The sequence below is a fragment of the Sphingobium sp. TB-6 genome, from assembly GCF_012927365.1.
Classification (GTDB): Bacteria; Pseudomonadota; Alphaproteobacteria; order Sphingomonadales; family Sphingomonadaceae; genus Sphingobium.
Genome location: NZ_JABBGL010000009.1, coordinates 164376 through 183912, shown reverse-complemented (window position 1 = coordinate 183912; position 19537 = coordinate 164376). Strand labels below are relative to the sequence as shown.

General features: G+C 59.8%; 18 protein-coding genes. 3 read left to right on the top strand and 15 right to left on the bottom strand.

Annotated features, from left to right (window positions below; all coding sequences use genetic code 11):
- Positions 1-26: 26 nt before the first annotated feature.
- From HHL26_RS14510 to HHL26_RS14480, 7 genes are all read right to left on the bottom strand, one after another.
- A complete protein-coding gene (locus HHL26_RS14510; protein ID WP_066556076.1) occupies positions 27-344 on the bottom strand; it encodes a hypothetical protein in 318 nt (105 codons plus the stop codon).
- A 61-nt stretch (positions 345-405) separates the two neighbouring features.
- Positions 406-819: a nuclear transport factor 2 family protein gene (locus tag HHL26_RS14505; protein WP_066556075.1), complete on the bottom strand. Its 414-nt coding sequence runs from the start codon at positions 817-819 to the stop codon at positions 406-408.
- A 53-nt stretch (positions 820-872) separates the two neighbouring features.
- Positions 873-1628 (bottom strand): EthD domain-containing protein, encoded by a 756-nt coding sequence (locus HHL26_RS14500; RefSeq protein WP_158511731.1) that lies wholly within the window; start codon positions 1626-1628, stop codon positions 873-875.
- A gap of 35 nt (positions 1629-1663) precedes the next feature.
- Complete coding sequence (locus HHL26_RS14495; protein WP_082748490.1) at positions 1664-3982, bottom strand: TonB-dependent receptor; 2319 nt, start codon at positions 3980-3982, stop codon at positions 1664-1666.
- Positions 3983-4309: 327 nt separating this feature from the next.
- Complete coding sequence (locus HHL26_RS14490) at positions 4310-5524, bottom strand: acyl-CoA dehydrogenase family protein (RefSeq protein ID WP_066556071.1); 1215 nt, start codon at positions 5522-5524, stop codon at positions 4310-4312.
- An 85-nt stretch (positions 5525-5609) separates the two neighbouring features.
- Positions 5610-6101 carry a nuclear transport factor 2 family protein gene (locus HHL26_RS14485; protein WP_066556070.1) on the bottom strand — a complete coding sequence of 164 codons (492 nt, stop codon included), beginning with the start codon at positions 6099-6101 and terminating at the stop codon, positions 5610-5612.
- A 175-nt stretch (positions 6102-6276) separates the two neighbouring features.
- Positions 6277-6903 (bottom strand): TetR/AcrR family transcriptional regulator, encoded by a 627-nt coding sequence (locus HHL26_RS14480; protein ID WP_169576142.1) that lies wholly within the window; start codon positions 6901-6903, stop codon positions 6277-6279.
- 347 nt (positions 6904-7250) lie between these two features.
- Here HHL26_RS14480 and HHL26_RS14475 point away from each other — a divergent pair, with 347 nt between their 5' ends.
- Positions 7251-8771, top strand: coding sequence for an FAD-binding protein (locus HHL26_RS14475; protein ID WP_066556066.1), 1521 nt, complete (start codon positions 7251-7253; stop codon positions 8769-8771).
- Between the two features lie 120 nt (positions 8772-8891).
- Here the strand turns inward: HHL26_RS14475 and HHL26_RS14470 are convergent, their stop codons facing one another.
- From HHL26_RS14470 to HHL26_RS14455, 4 genes are read right to left on the bottom strand one after another with little or no spacing between them, the layout of a single operon-like run.
- Complete coding sequence (locus HHL26_RS14470; protein ID WP_066556065.1) at positions 8892-9203, bottom strand: DUF1330 domain-containing protein; 312 nt, start codon at positions 9201-9203, stop codon at positions 8892-8894.
- 21 nt (positions 9204-9224) lie between these two features.
- Positions 9225-9860 carry a 3-oxoacid CoA-transferase subunit B gene (locus tag HHL26_RS14465; RefSeq protein WP_066561568.1) on the bottom strand — a complete coding sequence of 212 codons (636 nt, stop codon included), beginning with the start codon at positions 9858-9860 and terminating at the stop codon, positions 9225-9227.
- Positions 9860-10567, bottom strand: coding sequence for a CoA transferase subunit A (locus HHL26_RS14460; RefSeq protein WP_066556061.1), 708 nt, complete (start codon positions 10565-10567; stop codon positions 9860-9862). The genes HHL26_RS14465 and HHL26_RS14460 overlap by 1 nt, the downstream gene beginning before the upstream one ends.
- A gap of 9 nt (positions 10568-10576) precedes the next feature.
- Positions 10577-11743, bottom strand: a complete 1167-nt coding sequence (locus HHL26_RS14455) for a thiolase domain-containing protein (RefSeq protein ID WP_066556059.1) — start codon at positions 11741-11743, stop codon at positions 10577-10579.
- A 134-nt stretch (positions 11744-11877) separates the two neighbouring features.
- Between HHL26_RS14455 and HHL26_RS14450 the strand changes: the two genes are divergently transcribed.
- The gene (locus HHL26_RS14450) at positions 11878-12495 is read left to right on the top strand and encodes a TetR/AcrR family transcriptional regulator (protein WP_066556058.1); all 618 of its coding nucleotides are present in this window, start codon (positions 11878-11880) and stop codon (positions 12493-12495) included.
- A gap of 281 nt (positions 12496-12776) precedes the next feature.
- On the opposite strand, the gene HHL26_RS14445 is transcribed toward HHL26_RS14450, so the two are convergent.
- Both HHL26_RS14445 and HHL26_RS14440 read right to left on the bottom strand, forming a co-directional pair.
- Positions 12777-14486: a SulP family inorganic anion transporter gene (locus tag HHL26_RS14445; RefSeq protein WP_237229986.1), complete on the bottom strand. Its 1710-nt coding sequence runs from the start codon at positions 14484-14486 to the stop codon at positions 12777-12779.
- The gene (locus HHL26_RS14440; protein ID WP_066556056.1) at positions 14473-14802 is read right to left on the bottom strand and encodes a helix-turn-helix transcriptional regulator; all 330 of its coding nucleotides are present in this window, start codon (positions 14800-14802) and stop codon (positions 14473-14475) included. The genes HHL26_RS14445 and HHL26_RS14440 overlap by 14 nt, the downstream gene beginning before the upstream one ends.
- A 183-nt stretch (positions 14803-14985) precedes the next feature.
- Here HHL26_RS14440 and HHL26_RS14435 point away from each other — a divergent pair, with 183 nt between their 5' ends.
- Positions 14986-15603 carry a hypothetical protein gene (locus HHL26_RS14435; protein WP_066556054.1) on the top strand — a complete coding sequence of 206 codons (618 nt, stop codon included), beginning with the start codon at positions 14986-14988 and terminating at the stop codon, positions 15601-15603.
- Positions 15604-15707: 104 nt separating this feature from the next.
- Here the strand turns inward: HHL26_RS14435 and HHL26_RS14430 are convergent, their stop codons facing one another.
- Positions 15708-16931, bottom strand: coding sequence for a dipeptidase (locus HHL26_RS14430; protein ID WP_066556053.1), 1224 nt, complete (start codon positions 16929-16931; stop codon positions 15708-15710).
- Entirely contained in the window at positions 16931-19315 is a 2385-nt protein-coding gene (locus HHL26_RS14425; protein WP_066556051.1) for a TonB-dependent receptor, read from the bottom strand. The genes HHL26_RS14430 and HHL26_RS14425 overlap by 1 nt, the downstream gene beginning before the upstream one ends.
- Positions 19316-19537: the final 222 nt, after the last annotated feature.

The following is a 19537-nucleotide window of genomic DNA, read 5'->3' as shown; positions in this document are numbered from 1 at the left end:
CCCTCCTGCGGCGGTTTCTCGCCTATTCAGGTCACTTCATAATTGATGTGGCTGATCCTAATCTCCATCACCTTCGTCAGTTCAGCAACCTTGGCGCGCACGTCGGCGCGCCCCTCGCTGGCCATCATGCGAGCAATACCGCTCTCATCGTCGAAATGAACGAGCATCTGACAGAGCATGTCATCGTTTCTATCCTCGATCGCGCGCGGCCATAAGGTTTCCACGTCGCGAACGCCGTCGAGACAGGCGATCGCCGGAGCGACCTCCCGCTCGATCGCATCGCGGAACGCCGCGGCATTCTCCTGCGCCGGCGGCCCCTCGAAGAAAGCGCTTCTAATCCACATGACCGTCCTCCTCAATAGATCCACGAGCGCCAGTTCTCGAGCGGCGCGGTGACCGTTCCCTTCACGCGACGGCCAGCTCTTCCGGGAAGCCGAAGATTTGGCCAATATGAACGGAGTCCGCATATTCCTTGCACGCCGACACCTTGCCGTCGCGTACCCACAGAAGGAAATGATAGTCGCTTTCATAGACCTTGCCGCTGCGCAGCAGCAGATGGCCCTTGGCGGTCATGCTGACGCGATCATCCTCGGCTGTCACCTCGTCGATACGAAATGTCAGCGGGCCCGCAGCTCCAGCGAACAGTTGGGGAATGATCTCGAGCCACGCGCTTTTCGAGTGCAAACCCGAAAATTTGTTGTTCGGCGCTACCCACCAAGTCACATCGTCCGTCGTCAGCGCGCTGATTGCAGCAACGTCACCTTTGGAAATGGCGTCAAACAAGTCCTTCACGACTTTTTTATTATCCTGCACGCTCATCCTCTCTCCTTTCTTCATGATAATCGCCTCGGGCTGACCGAAGCGAACTTTCTTCAGCCTTCCCCGACAAGTGGGACGCGGAAGCAACCGACCGCCGGATCTTCTCCCAGATCCCACAGCAGCTTGGTGGTCGTCGCGAACTGGATCGTCCGCGCCGCATCGAAATGTCGGTCGTGGCCGGATCGCTGCCGCAGCGCGGCCTCCGCCGCAAAAAAATCGGGCAGTGCGTCGGCATGATCGAACCAGAACTCGTCCGCCGCGTCGCAGCCCTTTGCCGCTGGGAAATTATGCACGAACCCTTCCATGGGCCGATTTTGCACATAGGAGCGGATGACGCGCCGTAGGCGGCGATCGTCGCGTACCGCCGCACTATATCCTGTTTCCCAATAGATTTTCGCGGCAGCGGGATCGGCCGTGGAATCCAATGCCATGAAGCGGAAAAGCTTCACCGCACAGTCCTCGGTCGGTCCGAAAATGTGCGACGGCGAAGCGGCAACGAGGAGGAGATCATCCAAGTCGAGGAAGCGCTTCTCGTCTTCGCGCAACTCGGCATAGCGGGGCTCGGCAAAGGCCGTCCAGAAAGCGTCCAGGCTATAGAACCAGCATTCGGAAACACCAACATAGGCACTTCCTGCAACACCCTTGTCGCGATCCTCCTCCATGAGGAAATTCTGCACATATTTCACCATGTGCCGACTAAATTCGGGGACGGACGCGGCCAGCTTGCCATGCCGACAGCGATAATGATCCAGGCAGCGTTGCCGGCTGATATCCTTCCGATTGGTGAATACCGGCATGAACTTCAACATCTTGCCGTCCTCCGAAACCATGCCTGCGGGAAGCGTCAGAACCGATAGCTGACAGAAACGCCATAAGTGCGAGGTCGTCCGGTCTGTCGATAGGTGAACTCGCCGAGATAATTGGCGTTGGTCCAATAATATTTGTCGGTCAGATTGCGTATCCACAGCTGGCCCCGCCATGCATCATCCCGGGCGTGGATGCCGATTCGCAGATCGATGAGCGTGTAGGGGGCGATCGTGAACAGCGGATCTCCGCCGTATCCCGCATGGGTCCGGCCCTGATAATTGACGTCGACACCGGCAAAGCCGTTGATCGTATCGCTGATCGGAGCATCATAGTTGACACTCGCGTTCGCTGCCCATTTCGGGGTCAGTTCGAAGGACTCTCCCTTCAAATTGGTGGCAACGCCGATCGGCGTGAGGCTGGGAAAGTCGGATTTTACCTTCGAGTCCGAATAGGTCAAATTTCCTTCCAGCGTCAGACCGGTCACAGGCGCCGCGATAATCTGCAGTTCCGCGCCCTTTACCTGGGACTTGGGAATGTTGAACAGCTGCTCGATCGTGCCGAAGATGATGTCCGACACCTTGCCGCGCAATTGCTTGTCGCTGTAGTCATAGTAGAAGAGCGCGCCGTTTAGCTGAAGGTGACGATCCAGCAGCGACAGTTTCGTGCCGATTTCATAGGCCAGAATGCCTTCCTGTTTCGCTGGCGTATATTGCGTGCTCGAATTGCCGCCGACAGTCGGAAAACTTCCCTGCTTATAGCCTTGCGCGACACTGGCGTAGAGAAGAGTCCCAGGCGAGGGCTTGTAGTTGATCGCCCCGCGCCATGAAATATTGTCTTCGCTGCTGCTATCCCGCTCCATGCCGATAAAGCCGGTCGCGGGATTGAGCGTGGTACATCCACCGACCGGAATGGTGGTTCCGTAAATATAGCTGAAAAGATTGGCCCATTTCCCGCCACCGATCGGCCCCGGATCGCCCAGGCATCCTTCGAATTTGCGGGTCTGCTTGGTGTAGCGAATGCCCGCCTGCAGATTTAGACCGCTGGTCAGTTCATAGTCCAGATTGCCAAAGCCGGCATAGGTTTTGGCGGACTGTCGTGAATGGGTCCGACCGATCCCGATATCCAGGCCGAGCGCGTCAAGACCATGTGCCTGAGAGCCGTGGCGGATGATATAAAGCGTATTGTCGTAGATTCTGTCATAAGAATAATTACCGCCAAGCACATATTTCAGCCGGCCGGCCTGGCCTTGCAAACGCAGCTCCTGCGAGAAGCTTTTTACATAGCCGTCCTGCGTACTTCCGACGGCCTCCGCATTCGTTCCATCGGAATCTACGAATTGATCTTGCTTGAAGTGCTGATAGGCCGTGATGGCGATGACGTCGGCACTGTCACCGATCGCGAAGGTCGTCTTCAACGCGGCCTGATAATACCAGTTGTTCCGGCGAAAATTCTTGTCGGCATCCCAGTCGGCCAGTCGATTGTCACCCGGTGGTGTAAAGACCGCGGCCAGTTCTTCGGGCTGGACCGCCTGGGGATTATTGGGCTGAAAACTGGTCGCAGCCAAGGCCTGACTATCGGACTTGTCGATGAATCCGTTGAGGTTGAGTTCGAACGTGAGAGCCTCGCTGGCCTGCCAGTCGATCAGCATGCGGCCCATGGTCACATGCGTGGAACCGGTCGTATCATCACGCGACACGCTCTTCTGCCAGTCCCCGCTCTGGTGCGTACGTACTGCCAGGCGAGCGCGCACGGTGTTGGACAGCGGACCACTGATGAAGCCTTGCACATCTGTGTCCATGAAGCGACCGAGGCTGGCATCGAACCCCGCCTTGAATTCATCGGTCGGCTTGTTCATGATGAAATTGATCGCGCCGCCAGTCGAGTTCTGGCCGTAAAGTGTACCTTGCGGCCCCTTGAGGACCTCCACACGTTGAATGTCGAGCGATGTGCCCAGCGCCATCCGGGTATAGGGGAGCGGAATTTCATCGACATAAGCTGCAACCGGCGAACTTGCAGCAAGGCTTGATTCATAGAAGCCAACGCCGCGCAAGGTCAGCACCGGCGTGCCATAGGGGGTTTCGGTCGCGGTAAGCCCAGGAACGATCTTGGTGAGATCCGCCGTACTGGCGACACCTTTCGCAAGCAAGCTGTCGCCTGATGCTGCAACGACCGAGATCCCGACATCGTTCAGCTTTTCCGACCGGCGCTGCGCCGTCACCACAATATCGCCGATGCCAACGTCTCTGGATGCAGATCCCGCCCCGGATTGGGCCCATGCCGGCCCATATGTGCTGACCATCGCGAGCGGCAGGCCGGCCAGCAGCATAGGACGAGGGATGCGCAGTTGCTTCGACATGATATCCTCCCTTTATTTCGATTATCTGAGAGCGATGCGCTCGCAGCGCATTCTGAATGAATTCTCAGTCTCTTTGGTGTATGATCGCGCCTGCTCGATCGTCAACAAAATTGAGTAAATCCTCAAATTTTATTGCCTGTCGAGTTCGGCCCGCGGCCGGAATGTGCCGGCGGCATATGCAGGCCGACATTGGCTTGGGGACAACATTTTCTCTCAAATGCGGCCCGTGCCATCAGCTAAGGCGAAACTCAAAAGCTGTCCGCCGGATCGCCTTTTCCAGAAAATCAGCGGGAGGCCGAGCCGCACATCCTTTGAGCGACGATCCATTCAAACGAAAGGATGCCCTGGATCAAGTCCCACGAGCAAACGACCATAGGTTTCAAGATTGGTATTCGGCGCCAGAGTGGCATGGACATGGCCGACGCGAATATCCTGCCACACGGCCGTAAACGCATTAGACGCCCCGCCCAGTGAAGCACCTGATGCCGTAGCCAACAGGTCGATCGCCTCACAGACCATGCGGTTGCTGAAACCGATATCGCGCTTCAGCCGAGCCCGGTCATCCAGCGCCATATCGCCACCGCGCTCGGCCGAATCCTGGATTTCGTCGACTGCGTTTCCAAGCAGATAACGACAGGCATCGAGCTTGGCGGAAGCCTCTCCCAACTGCAAATGGGTAATAGGCGCGTCCCGCTGGTCGTCATACCGCGAATAAAACAGCTTCTTGGTCTTCATCTGCTCGATGAAGATGTCGAGCGCACCATAACCCATGCCCAGGACAGGGAAGCCCAGCGTCGCCGTGAACAACGGCATGAAAGGCGAACGATAAGAGGGCTGCCCGGCCAGATGCGGCGAATTGTAAATGCCTCTGCCGGCGTCGGACATGGATGTGATATATTCGTCCGGCACGAACAGGTCTTCGACGATGACGGTCGAACTTCCCGTGCCACGCATCGCAACGACATTCCAGTCATCAAGGATCTTCACCTTGTCGGCGGGAACCAGCGCAAGACAGTCGAGCGCGACCTCATTACCATCAGCGTCGAAGCTCGGTACGCCGAGCCCATCCCAATTTGCGTGATAGATGCCCGAATTGAACGGCCAGCGGCCCTGCTCGATATGAATGCCGCCATCGACCTTGCGGATATTATACTGCCGCGGCGTCTGGACTGCTGCCGCGCGAAATCCGCCCGGCGTTGCGAAGACCCTGTCGGCCACCGACTTCGGGAACATCGCCGCCACCATCCAATTGACGGTGTTCAAGATCGCCAGCACCCAAGACGCCGACCCGTTTCCGCGCCCGACCTGGACGAGAACCTCCATATAGGTCCGCCAATCGATCTCCTGCCCGCCATATTGGCGTGGGATGGTGAGGGAAAACAGACCCGCCTCCACCATCTTGTCGACCAGATCGTTGGGCAGTCGACCAAGCGCATTGATCTCGGGCGTTCTCTTCCTGAGTTCTGCAACCAATGCGGTCGCGGCCATGACCGGATTGACCGGGTCGCCGCCCGGCCCGGCCTGAACCGGATGCGTCGCCATAATAGCTCTCCTGCTCGAACAGTCGTTACGACTGTCCGTTGTTTGATTTTACGATGCCGCGGAGCCGCCCTGTCGGGCGGTCTGCTCAATAATCGAGGGGGCTTACGCCTGGCCGGGGATCGATCGCCCAGCTCTCGTAACCGCCCTCGCGGCTGATCAACCCGTCACGGATATGGAAGATATGGACGAGCCGCATCTTGACATGGGTTCCGACCGGATAAGGGCAGTTTTCGAAACCCGGCCCGCGAACCTTGAACGTCACCCACATGTCGTCAACAACCCGATCCGCAGTGCCAAAGCGATCAATCGGGAAGAACTGGATACCCTCGGCAGCTTCAAACACGCCCAGATAATTTTTCCGGATCTGTTCCTTGCCCTTGTACGACACCCCGCGAGCCGGTGCGTCCCATATAGCGTCGTCGCTATAGAGACGCATGCAAGCATCGATCTGTGAAGGGTTTTCTTCATGGAAATGCTGCTCGACGAGGTCCAGCGCATATTCGATTTCTTCCTGCGGCGTCTTGTTGAGGAAGCGCCGGTCAAGCACGTCCGCGCTATTGGCTATAGTGGTCGCCATACCTTCTCCCGATGTCGTCATTTTTAATAGTGACATTTTGTCTACTATTAGATTCTAGTAGCGTCAATAGCTTCGTTGCGCGCCGCCACGGCGTTCCGTCGCGCGACGAAACCGCCGCACGCCAAGGACGAAACGCAATAGATTTCAAAGATATATGCGTTATTCTAGGCAGCGCTCAGCGATGAGCGCGCCACCATTCATAATGGCTGGGTGCTGTTCTGCGCAGAAAATCGGAGCCCCTTTTCTGACCATCGATGGCACTGTCCTGCGTGGCACCAAATCCGCAAAGCATCATGATGGTCAGCGATTCGATGAACTCAGCAGGGCGCTCCACGCCCTGGCTGATCGTGCTTATGCCGTTCATCAACGCACCATTATTGAAGGTAACCGCCGCATCGAGCCGCGCGAAACTCAGCACTCCCGCCCGGACCAAATCGTCGACGTCGCCTGTGACGCGACGCATGAAGGGCGACGTCTCGCTCACGACATGCCTGCTTCGCGCAACGAAATTACCCCAATTGGGTTCATCCACCGCACGCCACAGGAAGAACTGGATGCCGACGCTCGCGCGAATCAGCGGTTCAGTGAGCGGATCCTGAATGGGATCAAGCACGCGCACCATCTCGTCCGCCAGTTGATGCCCGAGCTCCGCCGCAGCCTCTTCGAGAGATGAGAAATATTTGTAGAAGGTCGCGCGCGAAACTCCGGCCGCTCGGATGACGTCGTCGATCACCGCCGGATCGTTTATCCCCCGATCGGCAGTATAAACGTCGAACGTCGCCTGCAGCAGCCGGCTGCGCATCCGTTCGCGGCGGGCGCGCGCAAACGTGACCCTATGATCTTCCTGTGCAGCCGATGCCTGGTTCACGCTCTTGTCCCAACCCGATTTCGAAAATGGGCAACGTTCCGGTGCCCCTTCTCTCAACAGCGGCACGATGAGTCGCGCCGCGACGGGCGTCTATACATTGTGCGACGACGACCGACGACCCGGCATGACGTCTGAGGTGCAAGAGTTTGAAGTCTCTCGGACAAGGCTCGCACGGCAAGCCGATGATAGATGAACAGAAAGGACAGGCAGCGATAAGGAGGGAAAGCGGCTGTGCGTTTCCGAACAAAAGTGAAAAGAGCACTTGGCTGGACGACCCTCACATGGCGGAAATAGATCTCGCCGATGATCTGGAGGACGCGCGTCACTATCTCGAAAACGCGCTTGGGCCAGATTACAATGACGCGCTTGTACGCGCCTATCTGGAAGCGGCACCCGAAATGGTCCGCTTCGTCGAAGCCAACACCCATGTCCGCTTCGAACCCAGCCTTCTGCCTGACTACGAGCCATCCCACGCTGGCGCGCATGTCGGACGAACGATGTTTACGAAGGACTTTGACGGGCGTGAGATGGGCGCCCTGTTACGCAGGCTGCGGCCGGCTCGCGCGGAACTGACCCTTCAGGGCATGCAGTTCAATTTCGCTGACGCGGCCATCGCCATGAAGGTGACGCGCTCGCCGAAGGCGGCCCTCTACATGCTGCGACTGCTCGGACGCTTCATCACCGACAAGCTGCGCCATGGCCGCACGACACGTCTGGTCGGCGGCAACGCCCTGGCGGCGCGCCTGCTTCTGTCTGCGGCGGAATGCGGGGTCGCCCTGCGCGCGGAGACCGCCGCCGTCGAGCTGATAGAGGAAGAAGGGGCTGTTCGGGGTCTCATGGTAGAGCACCAAGGCAAACGGTCTCCGGTCAGGGCGCGCTTCGGCGTCGTGCTTGCGTCCGGCGGCTACGGCGCCAACGATGCCATGCGCCGGATGCATCTGGTGCAACCGGATGAGGCCTGGTCCTATCAACCCCGAGAATGTAGCGGCGATGGCATCAGCATGGCGCAACGCCTGGGGGGACGGCATATCACCGATAACGCAGCCAATGCGATCTGGATGCCCATGTCGGTCGAACACAATCCCACGGGCGAGGATCGGACCTTCGCGCATTTCGCGCTCGACCGCCACCTTCCAGGTGCCATCGCAGTGAACGACAAAGGCATCCGGTTCGTCAACGAAGCCTTTCACTACCAGCATTTCGTCAACACGATGAACACACTGGGACTCAAGCGCGCCTATCTGATCATGGACCACCGCTTCCTGCGACGCTATGGCGCCGGCCTTGTCCGCCCGGCGCCGTTTCGGTTCGGCAAGCATCTTCGCTCCGGCTATCTGATGCGTGGACGGTCGATATTGGAACTTTCCCGAATGCTGGACCTTCCTCCTGGCGCCTTGGCAAGCACCGTCGCACGCTATAATGATGGCGCGCGCCGGGGCGCAGACCCTGAATTCCGTCGAGGTGAAGACGTCTATTCGACGGCCATGGGCGATCTCGATCACACGCCCAACCCCAATGTCGCCCCAATCAAGGATGGCCCCTTCTACGCAATCACCCTTCATCCGGGTGATCTGTGCACAGTCAGTGGGCTGGAGGCCGATGGCGAGGCTCGTGTCATCGGAGCGGAGGGTGCACCGATAGAAGGGCTATATGCCGCCGGTCTCGACATGAATTCCCTGGTACGTGGACATTATCCAGCTGGCGGGCTGGCGATCGGTCCTGCGATGACCTTCGGCTATATAGCCGCCAAGAATATCGCGCGGCGATCGAGGAAGAATTTGGTGCATGAACTGCTGCCGTGAGAAGCGGTCATCTTGATCCGGTCACAACGAAAATACGCTCGTGTTGAAACGGCGGATCTGGGTCATACTGCTGGCGTGGAAAAGATGATTTGAAAGCGGTTTGCCCTACCGTTCGGCACTTCAGGCGATCTGCCCCGAGACCAGAGCATTTTCGAACAGATAGATGTCGGACCGCGATCCGGCCCGACGGGATGCCAGATAAGGCTGATAACGCAGGTCCGCCATGAAGCTGCGAGCGGCCGCCAAATCGGGAAATTCGAACACGGCGGCGCGATCGGGCGCTGGCCCCTCGCCTTCAAGCCGCTCCACGCCGCGTCCGCCGCTCAGCTGGCGCGCGCCATGGGCCGCCAGCAGCGCGGGCACTTCGGCAAAATAGCGTTGCGTCCAACCTTCATCCAACATGGTCATGCAGACGATCATGATTGCGGACATGACATGCTCCTCCGCTGTTATTCAGACGATGTAATGGGCGGTGGTTTTCGCAGCGATCTCGTCGGCCGTGACGCCAGGCGCCATCTCGATCAATCGGAAGGCCTGAGCGTGATCGGTCCGCTGAAACACCGCCAGGTCGGTGATGATCATGTCGACGACATTCTTGCCGGTCAGCGGCAGGGTGCATTGAGGAATGAATTTAGGGCTACCGTCCTTGGCGCTGTGCTCCATCGCCACGATGATCTTCCTCACACCTGCGACCAAGTCCATCGCGCCGCCCATGCCCTTGATCATCTTGCCCGGAATCATCCAATTGGCGATGTCACCGCCTTCGGAAACCTCCATCGCGCCCAGCACAGTAAGATCGATATGCCCGCCCCGGATCATCGCGAAACTGTCAGCCGAGGAAAAGAAGCTTGAAGATGCAAGCTGGCTAATCGTCTGCTTGCCCGCATTGATCAGATCGGCATCCTCTTCCCCCTCATAGGGAAAAGGGCCGATGCCCAGCATGCCATTTTCCGACTGGAGCGTGACGGTCATGCCATCGGGGATGTTATTAGCCACCAGGGTCGGAATGCCGATGCCCAGATTCACGTAATAGCCGTCCTGCAGTTCGCGCGCCGCCCGCGCCGCCATCTGGTTGCGATCCCAACCCATCATGCCGTCTCCTTCTGCCGCACGGTACGGAACTCGATCTGCTTGTCATAAGGCGCGCCGACAATCAGCCGCTTAACATAGATGCCGGGCAGGTGGACATGATCCGGATCGAAGCTCCCCACCGGCACGACCTCTTCCACTTCCGCGACGCAGACCGGCGCCGCGGTTGCCATGACCGGGTTGAAATTGCGCGCGGTCTTGCGGAACGTCATGTTACCCGCTTCATCCGCCTTCCACCCCTTGACAATCGCCAGATCGGCACGGATGCAGCGTTCAAGGACATAGGCCTGTCCGTCAAATTCCTTGATTTCCTTGCCCTCGGTGACAAGGGTGCCAATGCCGGTCTTCGTGTAGAAGCCGGGAATGCCTGCTCCGCCCGCCCGGATGCGCTCGGCAAGCGTGCCCTGCGGATTGAATTCCAGTTCCAGTTCTCCGGCCAGATATTGCCGCTCGAACTCTTTATTTTCCCCGACATAGGAAGCGATCATTTTCTTGATTTGGCGATTGCGCAGCAGCTTTCCGAGACCGACATCGTCGATTCCGCAATTGTTCGAAACGATCGTGAGATCGCGAACGCCGGATTCCAAAATGGCATCGATCAGCCGCTCAGGAATGCCGGCGAGCCCGAAGCCGCCCACGCACAGGGTCATCCCGTCTCTCAACAGGCCCGACAGGGCGTCTTGCGCGCTCGAATAGGTCTTGTTCATCGAACGTCCTTAGGCCTTTGCAGTTTCGAGGATGGAGACGGCGCTATTGACCGCGCCGCCACCCATGTTGAGGCACAGGCCAAGCGCCGGCGACGTCTCGATCTGAAGATCTTCCGCTTCACCGAGCAGCTGGCGCGCGATCATGACGTGCATCGACACGCCGGTCGCGCCGACGGGATGTCCCTTGGCCTTGAGACCGCCCGACAGATTGATCGGCAGGCGGCCGCCCCGCTCCGTCTGACCTTCACATACGACCCCGGAGCCGTGCCCGCCAGGCGCCAGGCCGAGTGCCTCGACCGACAGCAGTTCGGCAATGGTGAAACAATCATGCACTTCGGCCAAGCCGATATCGGCCACTGTGACGCCGGCGGTTAGATAAGCCTGGGCGACGGCGCGCGCGGGCCCCTCGAACGTTTCGGGCCGCTTCGCCGACAGCGGCAGATAGTCGCTTACCATCTCTGCGGCGCGGAATGCCACGGCACGATCGAACCGGCCAAGTTCCGAGCGATGCGCGATCACGACCGCCGCCGCGCCATCCGAGATCAGCGAACAGTCGCTCAGCTTGAGCGGCGGCGCGATCATCGGGTTTCGATCAGAGACGCTCAGAGCATAATCGAGCTCGATCGGCCTTCGCATATGCGCCAAGGGGTTACGCATCGCATTGGCGTGGTTCTTCACCGCAATGCGTGCCATCGCTTCAGTGGGGTCTTCATAGGCCTGCGCATAGGCTTGGGCGAAGCGAGCGAAGATTTGCGGAAAGGAAAGCCCCGCTTCTTCTGCCTGATAGCTGGCGCCACTGAGTGCAGCAGTGACGCCAACCGTATCGAGCCCCGTCATTTTCTCGACACCAACAACCAGCGCCACGCGACAACGGCCGCTCGCGACCGCATCCAGCGCCGAATAAAGAGCAGCGCTGCCCGAGGCGCAGGCATTTTCGCAACGGATAGCCGGCTTGAACCGCAGGCCGGGGTCCGCATGCAGGATCATCGAAGAGCAGAAGCCGTCCGGCACCAGACCGGAATTGAAATGACCTAGCCAGACGCCATCGACATCCGCCCCCTCGATACCTGCATCTACCAATGCCTCCTGCGCAGCATCCTTGATCAACTCCTCCAGGCCGAGCCTGTCGAGCTTGCCGAACCGCGTGTGCCCCGTGCCGACGATGAAGGCATCCATGATCCGACTTCCTCTTTCCAGGTGGTACATATTTCAATTTAATTGTACCAATCTGAATTCACTGTCAATCGGGTATAGATTGCCTTTCGCTTAGAGGCTGCGTTATCGGGCTGCATGACGGTCTGGATCATACCATGAATAATCCCCCACAATCGGGAGCCCCCCCCGGTTCAGCTTGGCGCCCACGGCAGCTGGAACTGCTCGCCGGAATCGAAGCTATTTTCTTCGCGCGCGGCTATCGCGCTGTCACGATGGATGATCTTGCCGCCGAGTTGCACTGCTCAAAACGCGCTCTTTATGAGATTGCGTCCAGTCGGCGTGCGCTGTTTCTGTTGATCGTCGGACGATGGTCCGAGCGAATTCGCATCTTGGGCCAGGCGGGCGCCGAGCAGGAACAGGATCCTAAAGCGCGGCTGGAAGCATTTTTGGCGCCGGGCGTGACCCAGACGGTCGGACTGACCGAAAATTTTCTCACCGACATCCAGAGCCTCCCCGCCGCGCGTGCCCTGCTGGACAAGCATCAGCGCGAACGCATGGACATGCTGCGCACCATTGTCGAAGACGGCATTCGCGAGGGCCGCTTTGCGGCGCTGCACGCTCATCTCGTCGCCGGCGTGTGCCTCGCGGGAATCACCCGAATCAACGACCCGATCTTTTTGCGGGAGGCCGGGCTCACTTTCCACACTGCGTTCGCCGAACTCTATCGTTTGCTGATGTGGGGCCTTCAGGCAATTCAATCTGATGATGCGTGATCTGTCGTAAACCCTGTTTTCGACGGCAGTCGTCGACTCATTTCCACGGCATCTGGAACCACCCGGAGTAAATGGCTCCGGGCAGCGATGTTACAGATTTCATGGACTGACCCTGTCCCGGATTTGCCACCGGCGAGAACGAGAGATCCGGCGCTTCATCGGCCGGGGTTCTTGGCGCGCTTGGTCGCCTCGGACCGATTTGTAGCGGTGCGTCTTGCGATCGAAACGCAGAACGGCCCAGCTGCGCCGCTAACTCATGGCGAAATTCAGATCGGTGATGGTCAATTGAGACGGGCACCACCCACCGCTGGCGCATCGCTGATCGCTGCGGCGATGCGTAACGCTTCGGGGAAGTCCTCACTATGGATGACCCGGCGGCTCGCCGGTCCCAGACAGACACGCTCCAACATCGCCTTTGGTTGCGCCTGCACACCGGAAAGGATGATCTGCGTGCCGGTAGATGTCGCTTGCCGGACGATTTCCTCGATCGCGGTAACTCCGCTTGCATCGAGCAGGGGAACGCGCCTCATCCGCAGGACGATGACTTTGGGCGCGTGCCCGATACGGCGCAGCGTGTCGAGCAATTCGTTCGCGACGCCAAAGAAGACTGGTCCGTCGATCCGGAACACCTCGACACCCATGGGCAACGCATCACGCTGGTGAATGTCCTCATCTTCCTCCTCCCGATCTGGCGCCGGACGATCATTGTCGCTCGCAATCTCCACCGTCTTGCTCATGCGCATCATGAAGAGGAGCGAGGCCAGCGTCACGCCCACGCCGATCGCTACCGTGAGATCGACCAGCACCGTGAGGCCGAAGGTGAGCAACAGCAGGCCGCGATCCCCATTGGGCATGCGGAGCAATTGGATGAAGCGATGATGTTCACTCATGCCCCAGGCGACCATGAACAGGATCGCCGCAAGCGCCGCCAAGGGCACATAGGCCATGAGATCGGAAGCGAAGAGGACGAACAGCAGCAGGAATATCGCATGCATCATGCCGGCGACGGGCGAGATGGCACCGGCCTTGATGTTGGTCGCCGTGCGCGCGATGGCCCCGGTCGCCGGCAGGCCGCCGAACAGAGCCGAGGCCAGATTGGCGACGCCCTGGCCAACCAGTTCCTGGTTCGACCGATGCCGGGACCCGATCATCCCGTCGGCCACGACCGCCGAAAGCAGCGCTTCTATCCCGGCGAGAAAGGCGATGATGAAGGCCGAGGACATGACCGACTGCAACTTGGCGAACGAAATGTCGGGCAGCGCCGGAGCAGGCAGCCCGGTCGGCAGGTTCGGAAAGCGCGATCCGATCGTCGCGACCGGCAGGTGCAATAACGTTACAAGCCCCGCAGCAATTATGATGGCAATCAGGAAACCGGGCAGTCGCGGCGCCCATAGCCGCAGGGCGATGATCAGCGCCAGCGATCCGACGCCGACCATCAGGGCGTCGGGACGGATGCTGCCCAGCGCATCCCAATAAGCCTGCCATTTGGGGATGAAATCCGCCGGCACGCTCTTCATCGACAGCCCGAGAAAATCCTTCACCTGGCTGGACGCGATGATGACCGCAATCCCCGCAGTGAAGCCGATCACCACGGGCTGGGGGATGAACCGTACGAGACTGCCAAGGCCAGAATAGCCCGCGACGATCAATATCAGCCCCGCCATCAACGTGGCCAGCAGCAGCCCGTCATAGCCATGTTGCGCGATGACGTTGAAGACGACGACCACGAAGGCGCCGGTGGGGCCGCCGACCTGCACCCGCGAACCGCCAAGAGCGGAGATCAGAAAACCGGCGATGACGGATGTGATAAGACCCTTGTCCGGCGAGGCTCCGCTCGCGATCGCCAGGGCCATGGCGAGCGGGAGCGCTACGATCGCGACCGTCAGGCCCGCAACGGCATCCCGGCGGAAATTATCGAACGAATAGCCAGTGCCTATGACGGTAAAGAGCTTCGGCGTGAAGGCGGCAAGCCGCGCATCACGATGCATCATCTTGGTCCGCTGGCAATTCGGCTTGATCGAACAGCATTGAAAGCGTGCGCCGGGGCTGCTTGCCCGCCGCAGTCTCCTTCAAGCGCACTCCGCGCCCTATTCCATTGGAAACTGCATTCTCACCAATGATCTCGACGCCGGCGATCTCGAGCGCGTTGATGACCTTCACCAGCGTGTCAACGACGCTGCGAACCTGTCCATCAGAGGCTTCCATGCGCTGGATCGTCGGCAGAGACACCCCGGCCAGCGCAGCGAGCTGGCGCTGGTCGATGCCAAGAAGGGCGCGGGCGGCGCGCATTTGCTGCGAGGTGATCATCGTCGATTTATGATATATTATATATCAAATTGCAATCATAAGCTTCATTTATTCTATTTTCTATATGGATAAGCATAAGTGCGCCGGATAGATGAAGCCCGCCCAAGAGGGCATTAATCATGACCGGAAAGCGGGTTTTAAGTCAGCCCTGTCATCGCGGAACGGTTGACAGGGGGAACCGCCATGTATCGCCGTCTGATGTTCGTGCTGCCGATATTGCTGTTCGCGCAAGCCGCTCAGGCTCGGCAAGTGACGATAATCCAACCGCTCGCCCTGTCAGCCGGTCAGCCGGTCAGGATCACCGGCATGGATCTGGATTTCGCACCCGATATGCTCACCGAACTCCAGGAGAGCGATGCCAAGGCAGCGCGCAAGCGAGCCAACGCCGGCTTGCCTCCGCTCGATCCCGCCAGCTACCCAACCGGACCGCAAGATGGGGCACTATACGCCACCATGCCTTTCAAGCAGATGTTTCCGCTGGTCATCCGTGACGTCACCCGGGAATGGAAGCTGAACGACGGCACGCCCATCATCCTGCGGATCACATTGGACCGGCTGAAGACCGCCGATGCCGCCATGGCGATGCTGGCCGCCAGCTCGGACATGTTGGAAGGCACGGTAAACGTGGTCGATGCCGCATCCGCGCAAGCTCTGGGCAGTTTCCGGGTCGAGGTTCGCAACGGACATAGCGGGTGGGCGCAGATGATCGTGCGTGGCGGCGGCGTCCGGGAGAAGCTTGCCGAAGAATTCGGCCTGGAATTGTCGCGCCACATTTCCGGCCGCAGGAAAAAGCCGGACTGACAGCCCCTACACAAGCGACGGCGGCGTCCACGCAACGCCAAGGACCGTCATCATAGGACAAGGGGCGCCATTCATTCAGGCGGCCCCTGCTGCGGCCCGTCGCTCTACGACCCCTTCGCTGCTTCAGCCGCGGCCAGAACCCTCAGGACGTTGCCCGACCAGATCTTCTGGACATCCGCCTCACTATAACCCGCCTTCAACAGGGCAGCGGTGATCCTGGGCAGGTCGAGCACATCCTCCAGGCCGACAACGCCGCCGCCGCCGTCCCAGTCAAGGCCAATACCGACATGATCCGGCCCCGCCACCTTGAGCGCATGGAGCATATGCGCCATGAAATCGTCGAAGGTCGCCCGGTCCGTTTCCGGATAGAGCCGGTCGATTTCCTGCCGCTTGGCCAGCAATTCGGCGCGCTTTTCCGGCGACAGCTTTGCGTCCTCGCGCAACTGGCCGAAGAGCGCCTTCAACGCTTCCTGCCGCTGCGGATTGGGCTTGGAGGCGCGCAGATAGACGCCATAGGCGTTCATCTGGATCACCCCGCCCTTGGCGGCCAGCGCCTTCAAATGCTCGTCATCAATGTTGCGCGGATGGTCATAGACCGCCTTGCAGCCCGAATGGGTCAGCAGGACCGGCGAGGTGGACAGCGCCAGCAGATCGTCCAGCACCTGATCGCTGCTGTGCGACGCGTCCGGCACGATGCCGAGGCGGTTCATCTCCTTCAACAGCTCCTTGCCCAGCGGGCTGAGGCCGCCATAGCGCGGCTTCTTCGACGGATCGGTGGAGCTGTCGGCAAACTGGTTGTGCGCGAAATGGGCGAAGCCCGACACCCGCACGCCCATGTCGTAGAAGGTCTTGAGCAGCGACACATCCTCGCCCAGCGGATAGGCGTTCTCGATCGACATGAAGACGACCCGCTTGCCCGAGGCCGCGATCTTCGCGGCGTCCTTCGCCTCCAGCGCCAGCGTGAAATTCGCCGGGTCCGCCGCCACCATCTCCCGGATCGACACGCCGCGCAGCAGCGCGAAGTCGCGCGATTTGCGGAAGCCTTCCTCGGTCAGCGGTCCCTGCGGCGTGTAGATCGCAAAGAAACCACCGTCGAGGCCGCCCTTCTTCATGCGCGGCAGGTCGACCTGGGTATAGTCGCTATGAACCCCATGCTCCTCCTCGATCGACCAGCCGGGCAGGTCCAGCGAGGCGGGCGTATCGAGATGGCTGTCGAGCGTCAGCAATCTCTGATGAAGCTGGTAGACTTTCTTCGGCACCTCCTGCGCTGGCGCCGCAATCGGGAGCAGCGCGATCAGCGCCGCCCCCGCCATCATCCTTTTCCGCATCAAATCTCGCCCGAAATGGTGAACTGGAACGTGCGCGGCGACAGCGGCCGGAAGAAGCCGTCGCCGGTCACGGAGGAGGAGATATAGGACAATCTGTCCTTGTCGAAGATATTATCGATGTTGAACCGCGCCTTGACGCTCTTGACCGGCCCGAAGCTCCAGCCGTCACCAATGTCGACATAGGCGTTGAACACGGTGAAGCCCGGCACGCTCGATCCGGCCTGATTGGTGAAGGTCGACCAGCGCTTGCCGGTATATTTGCCCGAGACGTTGGCGACCAACCAGCTTGCCGGTTCGACCGTCACGCCACCACTGACGATCCATTTCGCGCTGTCGGGAATATATTTGTCCGCGATCAGGATCGGCGTGGCGGCCGGAATGTCATCCTGGAACTTGGCGTTGTTATAGGTGACGTTGAGGTTGGTATAGGCAAGGCCGTTCAGGAAGGACGGCTTGTAAGTGCCGCTGAACTCCGCGCCATAGGCCCGCACCCGCCCGACATTCTGATAGAATGTCTCGGTCGCGGCGCCGCCGCTGCCCGGCAGGATGGTCGTGATCGACTGGATGCGGTTCTTGAACTTGGTGTAGAAGCCCGCGAGCGAGGCATAGAGCTGCCCCTGATTGGTGCGGACGCCGATTTCCATGTTCTGCGAGCGTTCGGCATCCGGCTGCGGCACCCGCAGGCCGCCGGGACGGATGACGGAGTAGATGTCGTCCATCCCCTTGGGCAGGGCCATATTCTCGGCATAGGAGGCGAAGAGCTGGGTGCGCTCGTCGATCTTGTAGAGCAGGCCCGCCATCGGCAGGAACATATCCTTGTAATGGGCGGTGTTGATGCTCGGGCCATAGCCCGCGCGCGCCACGCCACCGACGATCCGGTAATAATCGTCGAAGTCGCGATAGCCATTATAGCGATAGTCGAGCATCAGCCCCTTGAAGCCGAAGTCCAGTACCAGTTTATCGTCCGCCAGCTTCAGCGTATCCTTCAGGAACACCTGAAGCGTGTCGCGCTGGGAATGATAGTCGCGGCGCAGATAGACCAGTTCATTGAGATTGGGCTCACTGTCAGGTGCGCCGTCGGTCGTGTTGTAGCGGGCCTGGGTGCGGTGATATTTGTCTACCTCTGCCCAAACGCCTGCTTCGACGGTATTAGCGCCCATTTCCCAGTGCAGCTTGGTGGTGATGCCATAACGGTCGCCCCCCACGCCGGACCGGCCGAACTCGATCCCCTTGGGCCGCGTGACCGGCAGGCCGACAGCGACCTGACCATTATAGCGGGTCAAGGAGTTGGAGTAGGTGTCGGGCGACACGCCATAGCCGCCCTTATCTTCCCAATAGAGCGTCGATTCGGCCCACACGCCGTCCACGATGCCCGCGTGGAAGGTCGCGCCGTAAAGCTTGTCCTTCCGCACGTTGATGGCGAGGTTGTAGACCTGCGCATAATTGGGGTTGGAATAATAGACGCCTGGGACCGTCGGCGCGAATGGCATCGTGCCGTTGATGACCGTCGTGTTCGGCACATTCTCGATATAGGCGAAATCACGGCCGCAGGCGCCGACCACGCTTTTCACCGTGCAATTATATTGGGCGCGAGAGATGGTGGGCGAGTCATAGTCGAAGAAGTCGTTCGACACGAATTTGAACCGCGCCCAGCTATCGCCGCCCAGATCGGCGTGGATCTGCCCTTCCCAATGTTCGCGGTCGACCGATCCGGGGCCGCGCCACAGGTCGCTGTCCAGCTTGGTGCGGCTGACATAGGCCTTGAACGGGCCGACCCGCCCGGTGCTGGCGCGGATGAAGGTGCGCTTCATGCCGAAATCGCCAAAGCTCTGCGATACGAACAGGCCCATCTCATCCTGCGGCGCGATGCTGTTATACTGCACCACCGGCCCAAGCGTGGAATAGCTCGGCAGGCCGACGTCCCCTGCCCCGACCGCGGCCTCGACCACGCCCAGATTTTCATTGTCGACATAGCGGAACACCGGGCTGCCGCCGAAGGCGTCGCTGCGGCCCGTCGGAATGCCGTCGACCACGAAACCGATCTGATCGAGGTTGAAGGCGCGGGTCTGGACGCTGTTGCCGAATTCATAGAGGCCCAGCGCGCCGTCGGTCTGAACGTTGAAGCCGGGCAGTTGCTCCAGCATCTTCAGGCCCGAAATGCCCGATGGCGCCGACAGCAGAGCTTCCCGCGTGATCGCCACGACATTGCTGACCTTGTCCTCGCCAATGGCCTCCGCCGATTGGGAGATACGCCGGCCGGTGACGGTGATCGTGCCGGCATCTTCTTCCGTATCCGGCTGTTGCGCCCAGGCATGAGGCGATACGGCGCCGATGCAGCATGACAGCAGCAGTGCGGCACGACGAACGGACGAGAATTTCTGCATAAATGGCTCCCTTTCGGCCCTTTTCGGGCAGTTATAGGCCGTTCAGGCGCACGGCGGGCCGTGGCACGCAGCGCGGCATCTCTCCAAAGAACAGGGAAGCCGGGCGCATCATACGCCCAGCCGGTTTTCTCAGTTTTCTTGTGAAACGAAATGATGGTGGAAATCCGCCAAGGACAAACGAGTAATTCTCAATCCGCAACGAATTTTCTGATCGAGACCGTC

Bases quoted from the DNA above. Each gene is read 5' to 3' on its own strand.
- HHL26_RS14510 (WP_066556076.1), bottom strand. From the start codon at position 344: ATGTGGATTAGAAGCGCTTTCTTCGAGGGGCCGCCGGCGCAGGAGAAT.
- HHL26_RS14505 (WP_066556075.1), bottom strand. From the start codon at position 819: ATGAGCGTGCAGGATAATAAAAAAGTCGTGAAGGACTTGTTTGACGCC.
- HHL26_RS14500 (WP_158511731.1), bottom strand. From the start codon at position 1,628: ATGTTGAAGTTCATGCCGGTATTCACCAATCGGAAGGATATCAGCCGG.
- HHL26_RS14495 (WP_082748490.1), bottom strand. From the start codon at position 3,982: ATGTCGAAGCAACTGCGCATCCCTCGTCCTATGCTGCTGGCCGGCCTG.
- HHL26_RS14490 (WP_066556071.1), bottom strand. From the start codon at position 5,524: ATGGCGACGCATCCGGTTCAGGCCGGGCCGGGCGGCGACCCGGTCAAT.
- HHL26_RS14485 (WP_066556070.1), bottom strand. From the start codon at position 6,101: ATGGCGACCACTATAGCCAATAGCGCGGACGTGCTTGACCGGCGCTTC.
- HHL26_RS14480 (WP_169576142.1), bottom strand. From the start codon at position 6,903: ATGCGCAGCCGGCTGCTGCAGGCGACGTTCGACGTTTATACTGCCGAT.
- HHL26_RS14475 (WP_066556066.1), top strand. From the start codon at position 7,251: ATGGCGGAAATAGATCTCGCCGATGATCTGGAGGACGCGCGTCACTAT.
- HHL26_RS14470 (WP_066556065.1), bottom strand. From the start codon at position 9,203: ATGTCCGCAATCATGATCGTCTGCATGACCATGTTGGATGAAGGTTGG.
- HHL26_RS14465 (WP_066561568.1), bottom strand. From the start codon at position 9,860: ATGGGTTGGGATCGCAACCAGATGGCGGCGCGGGCGGCGCGCGAACTG.
- HHL26_RS14460 (WP_066556061.1), bottom strand. From the start codon at position 10,567: ATGAACAAGACCTATTCGAGCGCGCAAGACGCCCTGTCGGGCCTGTTG.
- HHL26_RS14455 (WP_066556059.1), bottom strand. From the start codon at position 11,743: ATGGATGCCTTCATCGTCGGCACGGGGCACACGCGGTTCGGCAAGCTC.
- HHL26_RS14450 (WP_066556058.1), top strand. From the start codon at position 11,878: ATGAATAATCCCCCACAATCGGGAGCCCCCCCCGGTTCAGCTTGGCGC.
- HHL26_RS14445 (WP_237229986.1), bottom strand. From the start codon at position 14,486: ATGATGCATCGTGATGCGCGGCTTGCCGCCTTCACGCCGAAGCTCTTT.
- HHL26_RS14440 (WP_066556056.1), bottom strand. From the start codon at position 14,802: ATGATCACCTCGCAGCAAATGCGCGCCGCCCGCGCCCTTCTTGGCATC.
- HHL26_RS14435 (WP_066556054.1), top strand. From the start codon at position 14,986: ATGTATCGCCGTCTGATGTTCGTGCTGCCGATATTGCTGTTCGCGCAA.
- HHL26_RS14430 (WP_066556053.1), bottom strand. From the start codon at position 16,931: ATGCGGAAAAGGATGATGGCGGGGGCGGCGCTGATCGCGCTGCTCCCG.
- HHL26_RS14425 (WP_066556051.1), bottom strand. From the start codon at position 19,315: ATGCAGAAATTCTCGTCCGTTCGTCGTGCCGCACTGCTGCTGTCATGC.